Origin of the sequence: Bowmanella yangjiangensis (assembly GCF_017255015.1) — a bacterium.
Lineage (GTDB): Bacteria > Pseudomonadota > Gammaproteobacteria > Enterobacterales > Alteromonadaceae > Bowmanella > Bowmanella yangjiangensis.
This window is the reverse complement of record NZ_JAFKCS010000020.1, coordinates 1-15,192: the sequence shown is the minus strand read 5'-3', so window position 1 is coordinate 15,192 and position 15,192 is coordinate 1. Positions and strand designations below refer to the sequence as shown.

Here is a 15,192-nt window from a genome sequence, read left to right as displayed (position 1 = left end):
CCCTCCCCAGCATGTTTAAAACCACCCTACGCTAGAACTCCCAACCAAGGCACCAACAAGCATTTCATCCAACAGATAAAAATACATTCCATAGCAGGGATGTCTGATCTTTATTAACAGAGTAAACACTAGCGTCTTATATCAACGACCAGCTCGATGCAATTCGAACAATGCTTTGTGGTAAAAGTTAAAGCACTTGATGTTATGCCACCTCAGCAGAGCGCCGGGGCGGCATAATGTATAAAAGGAATGAGTTTTATAAAGGGTGCTGGGACTTTTGCCAGAGCTTGCCTATCGTGGACTCCAGTGCAATCCCTGCGCTCTTACCCAACTTTTCCATCAGATTTTTCTTTTGCGTGTATTTTACCTGGAATATCTTTTTATCCTGATTGGCTTTGAGCAATAGATCATCCGAGGTCTGTAACTCATCAACCAGCTTCAGTTCTAAAGCTTGCGTGCCATACCAGTACTCACCCGTGGCCACTTTATCCAGGTCAAGTTCTGTGCGGTGATCCTGCACAAAGGCTTTAAATAGCTTATGCACTTCTTCCAGTTCTTCTCGAAACTTTTGACGACCTTCATCATTGTTTTCTCCGAATACTGTCAGGGTGCGCTTAAACTGCCCGGCGGTATGTTGCTCCCAGTCAATGTCGTGCTTTTTCAACAGTTTATTAAAATTGGGAAGCTGGGCAATGACGCCAATAGAACCAATGATGGCGAATTTAGACGCAACCACCCTATCGGCAACGCACGCCATCATATAACCACCACTAGCAGCTACCTTGTCCACAGAGACGGTCAGCTTTATATTGGCATCTCTTAAACGCTGTAATTGTGATGCTGCCAGACCATAACCATGTACCACACCGCCACCACTTTCCAGGCGCACCAAAACCTCATCTTCTGGCTTGGCAATACATAATATTGCCGTGATTTCTTCGCGCAGAGCATCGACTTCATGTGCATCCATAGAGCCCTTGAAGTCCACTACAAACAAGTTGGCCTTGTGAGTATCTGCAGCCTCCTTGGATTTTTTCTGCTCTGCTTTCTTTTGCTTTTTGTCTGCTTTTTCCTGCTTCTTCCATTCTTCCTTACTCAGAATTAACTGACTGGCATGCAGTTTCAGCTCGTCCAAACGCTCGGATATCGAGTTTATTTCTAACTCACCTTTAGCTGCCTTCTGACGACTGGCCAGGCCAATGACGCCACCGACGGCTAATAGCAGCGCCACAACCAGTGTTATCGCTTTAGCCGCAAACAGTCCGTATTCGTAAAGGAATTCCAAAATCTATTACTCCCATGATTTTCATACCCACTCTATGTGGGGGCAATCTACCTAAAAATAAAGCCAGGTCAAAGACCTGGCTTTATTAACTGCATGCAGCGTTTTTTTACTGAGCTATCACGCTGGTATCAGTGATATTAATCAACATCCCCTTGGATGCCATAAAGGTCGCCAATTGCTTTTGCATTTCGGTGGTTGCCGCCACACTTGGACCTGGGTCCAGCAGCGAACTATGGCTTCCTTCCGCAAACTGAACTAAACCACTGCCTTGCGTATCTGACACTACCGCTGGCCATAATCCCATCAGCTTGGCCAAAGGCTCTGTACCGGCAAGAGGTAAAGTGGTTTTGTTTGGAATCACCTGATCAGGTTTACTCACTTCACCATTAACTTGGTTACCACCCACCACTTCAATCATATGTACTGGAGTGCTCGCAGCTAATGCCATGGCATAGTTGTTAGGATCACCAGCATCGATTAACGTTTGAGCTGCGAATGTAAAACTCGCAAAAGTAGCGTTTGCACTGGCTAGTTGTTCAGCAGTCAGTTGAGATTCAAACAATGGATAAAATGCGGTCAACAGTTCAGGAGTTACCGAAGGAATTCCATTTGCCTGCATATACTGCTGTAAAGCGGCCTGGAATTCGGGTGATGCCTTTGCCATTAAGGACCCCTTAATCAACGGAGAGAAGGATGCAGACTCCATAAGGAAACCACCTACCCCACCGCCAGGATTGGCCAACGTGGCGGCTTCAATCTTATACATGCCATCGAAAGCTGCCAGAGGTTCCCCAAAACTTGTATTGGCTAGGGCTACTGCTCCCGTCCCTGTAATAGCACCCAAAGAATGGCCAACAAAAGACACCTGAGTGCCATCCAACAAGGTAGTACTGCCGTTAGACAGATCCACATCAGCATTTAAGCCCAAACGTAAACCAAGAATATCCGCAATGCTCTGACGCATATTGTCTCTGGCACTAAGCAAGCTAGTCAGATTCAGATAATCAGTCGGGCTGCCGCCGGTTCCACTGCTGGCATTAACCACTTTGCCATCAATCACAAAACCACGGCTACCATGTAACGGATGATCAATAGCCACCGTAGCATAACCCGCTAAAGACAATGCGCCTGTCGCTGCAAGCATATCTTCTTTCTTAGAAGTAATACCGTGCTGCAGTATCACTACCGGCCAGCCAGCGGCAGGCTTACTGATCGCCGGTTGCCCTAATTGCGCATTGATAATATTGGCATAATTTGGATCAGGTACCGTCACTTGTACGGTCAGAGTTTCCTTGCCGTTGGTTCTAGGGATAGGGCTAACCTTGGTTAAGTGACGCGGATCGTCAAAGGCGATAACACCAGCAGTTTTCAGATCAAGGTCAAACAACTGCCCTTGCGATAACGCCTGGCACTGCTCATTGTAAGGCCCCGTCAAGCCAGCCGCCACCACATTACCAATAGCAGCGGCCCCCATACTCTTCAGCATAGCACCGTTAGTACAAGCAGCCCGCCACCAATCAGTGGTAGGGTGAGTTTTACTCAGGTAGTAATCCAGTTGCATGCTGCCCTGACGCATCTGTGCCGCGCAGTACATGCCAAGCTGACTAAATACTTGTGTTGCCGTTCCGGCAATTTGTGGGTTAGCGTTTTGCAAGCCAGCTACGAGGCCTGAGCATGTGTTCAGTCCAAGTGCCGTTACTTGAGCCCACATCTGCTCACCTAAAGCGCGAGGAGCAAGAGCGGAATAGACATCGGGTGCCTGGGCGCTACCAATTTGAATTACAGGCAAATACTGAGCTGCGGCAGCTTGTGGCGTCATTCCAGCACCGACGGCCTGAGCAAACTGAGCAATTTGCATAGATTTTACGGTAGATAACACCTTACCAGCGGACTGTGTTGAGAAATAGGCGGCATAAGAGACATCCCCCCGCTCCAAACCTTCACCGCCAAGCAGAGTCATAAAGAAATTCAGAATGTTCTGTAGCTGCTTCTGTGCATCTGAACCTAAGGGTGCAGTGTTCGGATCCTGAGAAGCCAACTCCCAACTGGAAGACCCTTTCACAGGGCGACCATCACTGTCTTTAAGGTCATCCGTCACAACCAGCATATAACCTTGCCCCGGTTTCAGCGGTTTCAAGGGAATAACCTGAACCGACTGAACCGACCCAGTTTGGCCAGCTGGCATCTGTGCGATGTAATCAACACCCCACACCAGTTCATCACCTAATACACAGGGCAATCCTGGCGCTGCAACTTCAGCCGCAATAGCCTGACATAAGGGTTCATCACCCTCTAACGCCTGTGTCGACTCAAACAGACGAATAGAATTAGCACTAACACTGGATGTATCCAGGCTGACACCACTTGGCACATTGATATCAATCTTAAATGGATGTTGAGTCGACCAGCCATCCAAAGCCGTCAATGCCGATTGCGGGTCCGCAGGATTAAAATCAGCATCACTGGCGGTATTAATCGTAAAGTCAAAGAAGCCCAAACTGGTATCTGGGATCATTAACAAATCATTGGGTACGTTTAGCTTGGAGGCGGCCGGATCGAACACTATCCTTGCAAAGGGTTTGGCAGGGGCCTTGTCGGCATCAGACTGGATGTCGCTTAACGACTCACCGCCTCCACATCCAGACAGCCCCATTACAGAGGCTACTGCAGCGCTGATTACTAATTTTTTCATTGTGTCTCCCCAAAACCTGTTTTTTGTTCTTGTTCCACCATCCGACCGGATTTGTCCTTGTCGGCACTAGGGTAAAAAAGGGCCTTTTGCTCGTAATTTAGCCGGTCAAAGCCAGGATTTCATTGCGTTATCCCAACAAGTATGACCAGTTAACGTTAATGCAATATTATTGACTTTGCTAGCCATTTGCAAAGTTTTGTTAATTGTTTGTGACAGCAGGATGTTCAGGTATTTTTCTCATACAGCACCTTAATTAAATGCTAGAATCCGCCGGTTTTCATGTATTTGGACCGTTATTTTATGCAGCAATATGATACAGCGGAAGAAGCCCTGCAGGGCAAAGTGATCCTGGTTACCGGAGCCGGTGACGGTATTGGGAAAGTTGCCGCACTCTCCTATGCAAAGGCCGGAGCCACGGTCATTTTGTTGGGTCGTACAGTCAGTAAACTTGAAGCGGTTTACGATGAAATTGTTGAGGCTGGCTGTCCAGAGCCCGCCATTGTACCACTTGATCTTAATGGTGCGACTTCCACCCACTACCAGCAGTTTGCGCAAACTATTGTTGAGCAATTCGGCAAGCTGGATGGGGTATTGCATAATGCCAGCTTATTAGGCTATTTAAGGCCGTTTGCCCAAATAGAAGAAAAAGAATGGCAGGATATTATGCAGGTTAACCTCACTAGCCAATTCCTGCTGACTCAAGCCTTGTTGCCTGTGTTGAAACTCGCGCCGTGTGCGTCGGTTGTATTCACGTCATCTGGTGTCGGCAGGACAGGCAGAGCCTACTGGGGCGCCTACGCTGTATCCAAATTTGCCACTGAAGGCATGATGCAGGTACTGGCAGATGAGTATGCTAACTCCCCTATCCGCTTTAACTGCATTAATCCCGGCGCAACCCGCACGAAAATGCGTGCCAAGGCTTATCCAGGTGAGAAGCCAGAATCTTTGAAAACACCAGAAGATATTATGCCGTTATATGTGTATCTGATGGCAGATAACAGCAAAGGGGTGAACGGCCAGAGTATTGACGCTCAGCCAAAGTAAACAGGCCTCAAGCATAAAAGCAGTGATGGCAAACACCATCACTGCTTTTTTATTCTATATTGCGACTTATTCCTGGCCTTCGATTTTGGCCCAGGTATCACGCAAACCCACGGTACGGTTAAAGACCAGTTTGTCGGCACGCTTGTCTTTGCAGAAATAACCTAAGCGCTCAAACTGCAGTGCTTTACCTGGTTCGGTGTTGGCCAAACTGGGCTCAAGCACCCCTTGCACCACTGTCATCGACGCAGGGTTGATGCTATCAGTGAAGCTTTCTTCTGCGGCCGGATTCGGCACTTTGAACAAGCGGTCGTACAAACGCACTTCAGCAGGTACACCATGACTAGCCGATACCCAATGAATAACCCCTTTAGCCTTGCGACCATCGGCAGGATCCTTGCCTAAGGTATCCGCATCATAGGTACAATAAAGTGTGGTGATATTGCCTTGTTCGTCTTTCTCGGCCCGCTCGGCTTTGAGGAAATAGGCATTACGCAAGCGCACTTCTTTACCTAACACCAATCGTTTGAACTTCTTGTTGGCTTCTTCACGGAAATCTTCACGCTCAATGTAGATTTCACGGGTAAAGGGCAGCTCACGGGTGCCCATGCTGTCATCTGACGGATGGTTAGGGGCACTGAGCATTTCCACCTGGTCCGCTGGGTAGTTCTCAATCACGACTTTCAGGGGGTCCAGAACGGCCATAGCACGCGCGGCATTTTGGTTCAGGTCATCGCGGATACAGGCTTCCAGCATGCCCATTTCCACCATGTTATCCATTTTGGTCACGCCAATACGTTTGCAAAACTCGCGAATAGACGCAGGTGTATAACCACGGCGACGCAAACCGGCAATGGTTGGCATACGCGGGTCGTCCCAGCCCTCTACATGTTGCTCTTCAACCAACTGGATCAACTTGCGCTTTGAAAGCACCGTATATTCCAGATTCAGACGAGAAAATTCGTACTGACGGGGGTGACATTCAATACTGATATTATCTAGTACCCAGTCGTATAAACGGCGGTTATCCTGGAACTCCAGTGTACACAGAGAATGCGTAATACCTTCGATAGCGTCCGAAATACAGTGAGTGAAATCGTACATGGGATACACACACCATTTGTCACCCGTCTGATGGTGATGGGCAAACTTAACCCGGTAAATCACCGGATCGCGCATGCACATAAATGGTGACGCCATATCAATTTTAGCCCGTAATACGCAATGCCCTTCCGGGTATTCACCCGCGGTCATCTTGGCAAAGTGGTCGAGGTTTTCTTCGACTGTCGTATCACGGTATGGACTGTTTTTGCCAGGTTCTTTTAAGGTGCCACGCAACTCACGCATCGTTTCCTGACTGGAAAATTCCACATAGGCTAAGCCTTTTTCAATGAGTTCCACGGCATAGCCATGTAAACGGTCGAAATAATCAGAGGAATAGCACACTTCGCCATCCCAGGAGAAACCAAGCCAGCTTACGTCGTCTTTAATGGAATTAACGTAATCAATGTTCTCTTTCTCGGGGTTAGTGTCATCAAATCGCAGATTACATTGCCCTTGATAATCTTGGGCCAGACCGAAGTTCAAACAAATGGATTTAGCATGACCAATGTGCAGATAGCCATTGGGCTCAGGGGGGAAACGTGTATGCACATGATTGTGTACCCCTTCAGCCAGATCCTTATCAATGATTTGACGAATAAAATTGGTCGGACGAATGTCGGTCTCGGCCATTACTACCCCTGTCGTTATTAGGTTTATCAACAAAACGCTAGTATACCAGTTTGTGACGGGAATACAGCAGCCAGATAGCGGCTTTCACAGCCGAGCCCCGCCCGACTGATGTAACCCCAGTTGATTACCTGGCTAAAAGTAACTAAATTAGGTTACATACATAAAAGTAACCACCGGAGGTTACATGAAAAAATCAAAAGTCTATGCGGTTTTAACTGGCGACTTAGTGGCGTCCAGCCAGATTCCTGCCAATGAATATGACGCCTTACTTTATGCTTTAGACCAAACCTTACGCTATCTATGCCGCAGGGACGCTGGACAATACAATGTCTATCGTGGTGATGCCTTCCAGCTCCTGTTGAATAAACCACAAGCTTGGGCCCACAGCGCTATCCTGCTTAGGCTCGCCATGCGCAGCCAGCTACAAGATTGCCGCTTAAGTGTGGGCATAGGTACTATCAGCAACCCGCGTCCGGACGTAAAAAGTGCAACAGGCGAAGCCTTTACCTTATCGGGTACCGGGTTGGACAGTCTGCCTCAGGGCCAGCGCATGAATGTCCAAAGTACAGAGGATGACTTTAACTGGCATATGGGCATTACTCTGCGCCAAACCGATGCCCTGATATCACAGATGACAGTGCGCCAGGCTCAGGCTTTACAGGAATATCTGCTTCTTGAAGATAAAAGCCATTTAGCCGTGGCCAAACACTTGCATACCTCCAGAGTTAACGCAACCAAGTTGCTTAACCAGGGCCACTATGATCTACTGATGCAGGTTATCCTTTACAGCGAACAATTAACCGACAGGTATTTTCATGGATGAACTGCTACTTATCCTGGCGTTGCTGACCGCCCATTTGCTGGGTGACTTTTTCTTCCACCCGGTCAGTTGGATTAATGAGCGCCTGGCTCACCACCACCGTTCCCCTAAATTATTTTGTCATGCCCTGGTGCATGCCTTGCTCGCCTGGTTGGTTATTTTCAGTTGGGAATGGGCATACGGCTGGGGTCCTGCATTCTGGCAGCCAATCTGGTTAGCCCTGCTGGTAGGTATCAGCCATTATTTGATTGATTTGGCAAAATCCTTTTGTCCGCCTTATGCCCGTTACTTTTTGCTGGACCAACTCCTACACTTCATCGTGCTGATGGCCATTGCCATGCAACTGTCATCATACTGGCCATGGCTGGCTTCTCTGTGGACCTGGCTGTGGAGTCCCCCCCATCTGCTCGTCCTGCTGGCCTATTTGCTGATTATGCGCCCCAGTTCGGTCTTGATTGCGCTTTTACTTAGAAAGTGGACACTAGACATTAACGAAGGCAGCTTACCCAATGCCGGTCATGCTATCGGCGTGCTGGAGCGAGTGCTTATCCTGACCTTTGTACTACTGGGACAATATTCCGGCATCGGCTTTTTAATGGCGGCCAAATCCGTCTTTCGATTTGGCGATCTTACCCGCCAAAAAGACCGACGACTCACCGAATATGTGATGCTGGGAACCCTGCTTAGTGTCAGTATTAGTTTGCTGTTGGGGCTGGCCACATTAGAGATTGGGTTGGCAATTAATTCAGCATTGACTTCGTAGCCAGAAGCTCCAAAGCACAGATTTTCAGCCCAACTCTCTGAGCTGGCAAAGCAAGGCAGCTTTAAATTTAAGGCTAACAAGAATAACTGAGCCTCAGGGGCTCTGACGCTCAGTTAACCAAAAACATCACCACATTCATAAAACGCAATATAGCTACACAACGCCTTGTTCGATCATGGCATCCGCAACCCGGCGGAATCCGGCGATATTCGCACCCAGCACCAGATTACCCTCTTGGCCAAAGGCTTTAGCGGTGTCATTCGCGGTCACAAAAATGTTCCTCATAATGTGCTGCAATTGCTTATCTACCTGCTCGAATGTCCAGTTCTGCATACTCGCATTTTGTGCCATTTCCAACTGACTGGTAGCCACACCGCCGGCATTCGCCGCTTTACCTGGTCCGTAGGCAATGCCCGCAGCAATAAAGGCGTTTACCGCTTCCTGAGTAGACGGCATATTGGCACCTTCACTTACCAGCTTACAACCATTGGCCAACAAGCTTTGCGCATCCGCGCCGGTCAGTTCATTTTGCGTAGCACAAGGGAAAGCCGCATCAGCGGCGTAGCGCCATACTGCGTGTCCATCCTCTGGGTAGTCACTTCTGGGCGTATACAGGGCGTCAGGATGGGCGTTGAGATATTCTTTTAAACAGCTGCGCTGCTCTTCTTTGAGATGCCTTACTAAGGCCAAATCAATGCCTTTATCATGGTAGAGCGTGCCTGATGAATCACTACAGGCGATTGGCGTAGCGCCTAGTTGATAGAGTTTTTTCATTGCATAAATGGCCACGTTACCTGCCCCTGACACCAGGCAGCGTTTCCCCTGCAAACTATCGCCGCGGTCTTTTAGCATAAAGTCAGCAAAGTACACCGCACCATATCCGGTGGCTTCTTTGCGGACCAAAGAGCCGCCCCACAACAAACTTTTACCTGTGAGTACACCCTCATAGCGGCCGGTAAGACGCTTATACTGGCCAAACATATAGCCAATCTCACGCGCCCCTACGCCGATATCCCCCGCTGGCACATCCGTGGTGGGACCGATATGGCGATAAAGTTCATTCATAAAAGATTGACAAAAACGCATGATTTCGCCGTCAGACCGTCCTTTAGGATCGAAGTTCGCGCCGCCTTTGCCGCCACCTATAGGTAACCCCGTCAAGGCGTTTTTAAAAATCTGCTCAAAGCCCAGAAACTTAATAATACTTGCGTTAACGCTGGGGTGAAATCTAAGCCCCCCCTTATAAGGGCCAAGCGCCGAGTTAAATTCAATCCGATAGCCTTTATTGACCTGGATTTCGCCCTTGTCATCAACCCAGGGTACCCTGAACATGATCTGACGTTCAGGCTCGACGATACGCTGGATAATTGCCTGCTGCTGATAAATTTTATTGGTTTCCAAAATGGGCCCCAATGAATCCAGCACTTCTTCCACAGCCTGATAAAACTCGGCCTGGGCCGGGCTGCTATACTTTAAATCCGTTATCGTTTGATGAATATATGTCATCGTTTATTAACCCTTTTCCATTTTTCAAAAGTCACGAAATAACAAACAGTTAATCTGATTTTTTTTAATTGTTATGAGCGTTAGGTAGGGTCAAACCGATGCCAGTTTAGCTGGTTATACCATGGTGCATAAAAGCCCCGCCGCTATTAATGCGACTGTCTGGTATTCATTGGCAAAGCTGCGTTTAGTTTTAATAAGGCCATACCCCGTAAATGCGGAGCTTTTTGACTTGTTTATCTGCAGTTAGCATTTATTGTCACACCAAATGAGCGCCCCAGTATCCTCAGCTGATAGAAAATTACAAGTACGACTTTTAGGTAATACAGTTAGAAAACCCGCCCAAAGCAGGAGGAAAGCGCTAATAAAATAGCGTTTTCATTAGTTTGTGAGGATAAATTCCCTCAGTAAAGATTTTTACTGAGGGCAAGCAAGGATATCGCGATACAGCATAAAAAAACCGTCATAAGAGCCTTCAACTCAGGGCGTGGTTTGCTCGCTAAGCAAATGTTCAGCCAATGCCTGATAGGCCGCTAGCGATATGGGATCATTAGCGGCATTACCCGCTACCGGGTGACTGGCAAACCGGGCGATGACCATTTCGGCTTTTGGATCAATGTATAACGCCTGCCCATGAACGCCCCGGGCCATAAATGCACCGTGAGCATTGTGGGTGACCCACCACATATTCCGGTAACTCCAGCCTTTTAGCAAGGCATAACCGGCGGCTGCAAAATCCGTTTGGCTTGCTCCTTTGCGAATATCAGCAATCACAGACTTCGGCAATATTTGCTGTCCATTGAAATAACCATCATTTCTAATCGTTTCCCCAAAACGGGCCAAATCTCGCAGGCCCAAATTCAGTCCCCCGCCAGCAAAGGGCGTGCCTATGGAGTCCACCGACATATAAGCATCCTGCTCCATCCCCATTTTTTGCCAGATTCGCTCCGACAACAACTGCGCGACATGCTTACCTGTCACTCTGGCGAGTATCCAGCCCAGAACATCGGTATTGGCGGTGCGATAATGAAAGGCTGTACCGTGCTTACCCTCGTCAGTTACGGTTTTCAGAAAGTCGTAATAGGAGCGAGGTCCCTGATAATCCGCTGGCTTGGGTAGCGGATTCCCCGCTGCTGCATGGGCCCACACTTCGGCGTTAGGATCGGCATAATCTTCGCTGAAGCGGATGCCGGTGGTCATATCCATAACCTGCCTGACCGTCGCAGAGCCGAATGCAGACGCCTCAAGTTCCGGCACATATTCAGACACCTTTCGTTCCGGTATCAGTTTCCCTTCAGCCACCAGTAACGCTGCCAGCGTCCCAACGAAGGTTTTGGTGACAGACATCGCAGCATGCTGTCCCTGTGGCGTTAACACACCGAAATAACGCTCATACACAACAGTGCCTTTGTGCATAACCAAGATACCGTCGGTATAGTTTTCCAGTAGCGATGCCTGCCAGGTCATAGCAGAGGTGCGTCCAATAGGCGTAAACTGCACCTCATCCAGATCATCGCGCAACTTAGCCTTAAGTGGAGAGGGGTTACCGATCCCTCTGGAGACATTAACGGTAGGCATCAGTTGTCGGAAGTTCGATACACTCCAGCGCATTTGTGGAAAACGAAAGTAACTGCCGTCGTCGAAACGAAGAATCTTGTCCGCAGGCGGCGGAGACCCAACCATCCAACCCAACTTAGCAGGGTCACTTTGTCGCGCATCAGGAAAATCTGACACAGTGTTCGCCACGGCTTGGCTAACCAGCAAAATGCCCACTCCCATAGCCAAACCACCAATACCGCATAGCTTTTTCATAACACCTCCAACACGCCAGTCAGGCTCAGAATATAGATATTGCAAAAATACTCACTAAGCAGGATGTTTACCTTTGGTAGAGACCGGCCGCCAGAAACGCAATTGTGACAAAGGTCAACGTTTTAGAACTGAAATACCTCATCAAATATGCTCCCTCATTGATTTAAACCAGACCATGCAACCCCACGCCAGCATCGCTTCTCAATATAGTTCATATTGGTAGGCTCGTTATCCGTCTGTCGTTTCAGATAGCTAGACATTTTGACGCTTTAGAACTCAGTAAAAAGTTCGCTTACCTAGTTATGCCAACACAATGAATCAGAAAAACGCTTAGTAACTAAAATCAAACTGTCTGACCAAGGTATCAGCCTTAACAAAAAAGCCGCCTGCATAACAGGCGGCTTCAATCACAAAAAAATAATTCGAAAGCCGAGCGGGCTCAGAATACTTCGCTTGTTTTTGCCCTTATCGCCACATTCTACGGATAATGTCTTGCTTACCCGCATCATAGCGATGCACAAAAGCCATCAATATATGACCCGCAACAAAAGCAAACAATGTCCAACCCAGCAGGCCATGCCAGTTATTGCCTAGCTCAAGCATCCATTCGATCTTCTCACCTTCAAAGCCAGGCATTACTGTGATGCCAAAGGCCTCGAATGTCCGCCCTGAACCGTATTGACGAAGCAAGGCAAACAGCGGCACAGCAAACAGGAAAGCATACAACGCGATATGACCCAATTTTGCCAGCATATTCACGGCAGCAGGACGGCTGGACATATGCATAACAGCCCACACAATACGAATTACCATAAACACAAAGATCAGCAAACCAACCGGTTTGTGAGTTGGCCACATAAACTGTTCAATGGCGCTATCTTCCATAAAAAAACGCGCAGATGAACTACCGCATTGCCACACTATCAACAACGCCATTCCCCAATGTAATAGTCTGGAAATAGCACCGTAGCGGGTTTGGTTATCTCTCAACATCTAAAAGCTTCTCCTTAAACAAACCAGACTATTTTACCCGCTGAATACGCCAAACGGCATAACTCTTATCCTCACGAACAAGGCATTAGACGCAAAAGATGACAATCAGCACTGCCTGTGAGCAAGGAAAAACTGTCCATGCTCAATAGATAAAAAGAAATAGCAAGAAGTATCTTTACACCCTACTCAAAATTCTTTTTGCCTCGGGACAATACTCCAGAAATCTTTTTTTCTCTTCCTGTTTTAAAAGTCTAATATTGTGTGCACCGAAGCTTTTCCTTACGAACTGGTGTTGAGTGCTAAACTTTTCGCAGTCATTATTACTGGCGACATTAAAACCTGCCACCTCAAGAAAAAAAGCAAAGTACGTATCTTCTGCACCACTCCAGTACTGCGAAGGGAACAGTTCAAGAACCTTATAACAGGCATGCCAATCTCTCAAACTAAAGCCACCATTTCCACCTTCCACGCAAACTCCAATTGCTCTCTCATTAGGCCATTTTGAACCAATATAATCGAAACATAAAAAATCATCCAATTTATAATCTGAATTTCTACAGAGTATTGCGTCCGTCTGAAAAATAAGTATTTTCTTTCGACCAATTATTTGAGACCAAAATTCACGTGACAACAAAAGTGCATTATAAGAGCTGGCCTTCAGTCTGTCAGACTTCAAAGGAGTTAATTTAACAATACCACTATCAACAAGAGAACCAAGCCCCCCTTCTAACAGCTTATACTTACTAGAAGGCCCGTGAAATACTTGGATAGGTATTTTAAGCATATTGTAAAACTCGAGGACTAGCACATCTAGATAAGGATGGTCTCAACTCTCAATTATTACTCCCGCAACCTCATCATCAAGAAATTCACACTCCTTTTTGCAATCTATGAATTCCCTAAAATCAATCCCGATAGAATTATTCTTCTCTCTAGGGGTGAGTTTTTCACAAAACTCTTTCACAACAGAATTAAAACTCCCCCCTGTTTCATTGAAACACTCATTATTGAGAAAATGAGAGCGAAAAAATTCAGGCGTATACATTTAATCATTATTCCTTTAACAAAGTTACAGAATCAATTAGATAAACATTATTCCTATATAAATAATTCTATTAAAATCCGAATAAAATTAGACTGGAATAGATAAATAAAAGTAACTTGCACAAACTCAAACCTACACAAAGCAACTGGCTAAACGCTCAGCAGCAATTTTCGTTGTCTGCTTTTCCATTATTGATTGCTGTTTTAACACGTGTCTGCGCCGCTTTTCTTCATCATTTAAGTACTCGCTCAGAATACTTTTGAGTGGACGCTGCTCACTAAAGCAGATACCGCTATAGTTCTTCACAGCATCTCGGTTATAGTCGCTCACCACAAACCCTCCGGACATCACAAAGTCAACATACTTATGACTGATTGAGCCAATCTTGTTCATAGTGTCGTGGTGATCTAACAAACAAACTTTGCTACCCAATGCTAGCTTGGGTATATCTTCATAAGGAATTTGCTTAGCAATCCAATACTTCTCTGGGTTGCCTTGTCCCGGATAACTGTGCCAGCCCGGGCCATAGAGATTTAACTTGATATTCAGCTCATCCACAAGCGGCAGCACGGCTTCGAGTGCAGGTCTAATACGAGGCACCCCCATAAACGAAACATCACACTGATACCGGGGCATTGTATTACCTGCCGGTTTCAAGGACGAAAAAGGAGGGATAATCTGAATAGGTCTTTTCGTCGTAAAGGGCTTCTCTGATTTAAAAATCTCCCAATTCTTCCATCTCTGCCAGTCCAAAAAACTCTTAAAGCCACGGCTGCAAGCAAAGACATGCTCAAACCTATCTAATCTATTCAGCTTCTCAGGATGACAATAGACCAAAGCAATGTTGTTCGCCGTAGGATCGAACTTGCCAACTTCTGGATAAAAATGCCTCTGAGGCGCACCGAGAAAATATATTCTGTTCTTTGCGGCAGCGCGATAATGATACCCCAAAGCAGAAAGCTCTTCTTTCAGGTTTACATACAATCGATGGTCATACCAAAGTTCATTTTTGTGTGGAGAGGCAATACAGTAATATTTCAAAAGTCATACACTTATGAGAAGAATGAACGGGAATATCTTACCATTCCAAAAGTACTCTATAAATTTTTCTCCCAGATTTATTACACCTGGCTTCCACAAAAACGCGCTTGCAGCTGCTCTTTGGCTGCCCTTAATTTGCTTTTCCCAGGAAGTCTTTCGATGCTCATACTGAGATAAACTGGCTTCACAGCATAGGGCCCAAATAAACAAAAACCCGCCGAAGCGGGTTTTTAACTTTTAGCTCAAAGCTCGCATTTCACGGCCCGAAGCGCGTAACCGGTAATTACCAGCCAGTACGCTCGCGCAGCGCTTTGCCGATATCAGCCAGTGAACGCACGGTAGTAACACCGGCGTCTTGCAGGGCTTTGAATTTCTCATCAGCCGTGCCTTTACCACCAGAGATGATTTCGATATCGTTTCCCATACGATTGCGTGGTTGTGAAGTGACACCGGCTATGTAAGA

The 15,192-nt window shown here is 47.0% G+C and carries 12 protein-coding genes and 1 pseudogene; 3 read left to right on the top strand and 10 right to left on the bottom strand.

Annotated features, from left to right (window positions below; genetic code table 11):
• Window positions 1-256: 256 nt before the first annotated feature.
• Together sohB and J0A65_RS16915 are read right to left on the bottom strand one after the other, a co-directional pair.
• Complete coding sequence (sohB, locus tag J0A65_RS16920) at window positions 257-1,285, bottom strand: protease SohB (RefSeq protein ID WP_206595504.1); 1,029 nt, start codon at window positions 1,283-1,285, stop codon at window positions 257-259.
• A 106-nt stretch (window positions 1,286-1,391) separates the two neighbouring features.
• Complete coding sequence (locus J0A65_RS16915; protein ID WP_206595503.1) at window positions 1,392-3,977, bottom strand: VolA/Pla-1 family phospholipase; 2,586 nt, start codon at window positions 3,975-3,977, stop codon at window positions 1,392-1,394.
• 300 nt (window positions 3,978-4,277) lie between these two features.
• On the opposite strand from J0A65_RS16915, the gene J0A65_RS16910 reads away from it, so the two are divergent.
• The gene (locus tag J0A65_RS16910) at window positions 4,278-5,021 is read left to right on the top strand and encodes a YciK family oxidoreductase (protein ID WP_206595502.1); all 744 of its coding nucleotides are present in this window, start codon (window positions 4,278-4,280) and stop codon (window positions 5,019-5,021) included.
• Between the two features lie 66 nt (window positions 5,022-5,087).
• On the opposite strand, the gene glnS is transcribed toward J0A65_RS16910, so the two are convergent.
• Entirely contained in the window at window positions 5,088-6,752 is a 1,665-nt protein-coding gene (glnS, locus tag J0A65_RS16905) for a glutamine--tRNA ligase (RefSeq protein ID WP_206595501.1), read from the bottom strand.
• 184 nt (window positions 6,753-6,936) lie between these two features.
• Between glnS and J0A65_RS16900 the strand changes: the two genes are divergently transcribed.
• Both J0A65_RS16900 and J0A65_RS16895 read left to right on the top strand, forming a co-directional pair.
• On the top strand, window positions 6,937-7,575 hold the full coding sequence (locus J0A65_RS16900) for a hypothetical protein (protein WP_206595500.1): 639 nt from the start codon (window positions 6,937-6,939) through the stop codon (window positions 7,573-7,575).
• Window positions 7,568-8,335, top strand: a complete 768-nt coding sequence (locus tag J0A65_RS16895; RefSeq protein ID WP_206595499.1) for a DUF3307 domain-containing protein — start codon at window positions 7,568-7,570, stop codon at window positions 8,333-8,335. Before J0A65_RS16900 ends, J0A65_RS16895 begins: the two co-directional genes overlap by 8 nt.
• A gap of 153 nt (window positions 8,336-8,488) precedes the next feature.
• Here the strand turns inward: J0A65_RS16895 and gdhA are convergent, their stop codons facing one another.
• The 7 genes and pseudogenes from gdhA to J0A65_RS16860 all read right to left on the bottom strand — a co-directional run.
• On the bottom strand, window positions 8,489-9,841 hold the full coding sequence (gene gdhA / locus J0A65_RS16890) for an NADP-specific glutamate dehydrogenase (RefSeq protein ID WP_206595498.1): 1,353 nt from the start codon (window positions 9,839-9,841) through the stop codon (window positions 8,489-8,491).
• 477 nt (window positions 9,842-10,318) lie between these two features.
• Entirely contained in the window at window positions 10,319-11,650 is a 1,332-nt protein-coding gene (locus J0A65_RS16885; protein WP_232850023.1) for a serine hydrolase domain-containing protein, read from the bottom strand.
• Window positions 11,651-12,115: 465 nt separating this feature from the next.
• Complete coding sequence (locus tag J0A65_RS16880) at window positions 12,116-12,643, bottom strand: cytochrome b (protein WP_206595497.1); 528 nt, start codon at window positions 12,641-12,643, stop codon at window positions 12,116-12,118.
• A gap of 175 nt (window positions 12,644-12,818) precedes the next feature.
• A complete protein-coding gene (locus J0A65_RS16875; protein WP_206595496.1) occupies window positions 12,819-13,427 on the bottom strand; it encodes a DUF5672 family protein in 609 nt (202 codons plus the stop codon).
• A 42-nt stretch (window positions 13,428-13,469) separates the two neighbouring features.
• Complete coding sequence (locus tag J0A65_RS16870; RefSeq protein WP_206595495.1) at window positions 13,470-13,688, bottom strand: hypothetical protein; 219 nt, start codon at window positions 13,686-13,688, stop codon at window positions 13,470-13,472.
• Between the two features lie 132 nt (window positions 13,689-13,820).
• Window positions 13,821-14,729, bottom strand: a complete 909-nt coding sequence (locus J0A65_RS16865; protein WP_206595494.1) for a glycosyltransferase family protein — start codon at window positions 14,727-14,729, stop codon at window positions 13,821-13,823.
• A gap of 283 nt (window positions 14,730-15,012) precedes the next feature.
• Window positions 15,013-15,192 (bottom strand): annotated as a pseudogene (locus J0A65_RS16860) (succinate--CoA ligase subunit alpha); the annotation flags it as partial.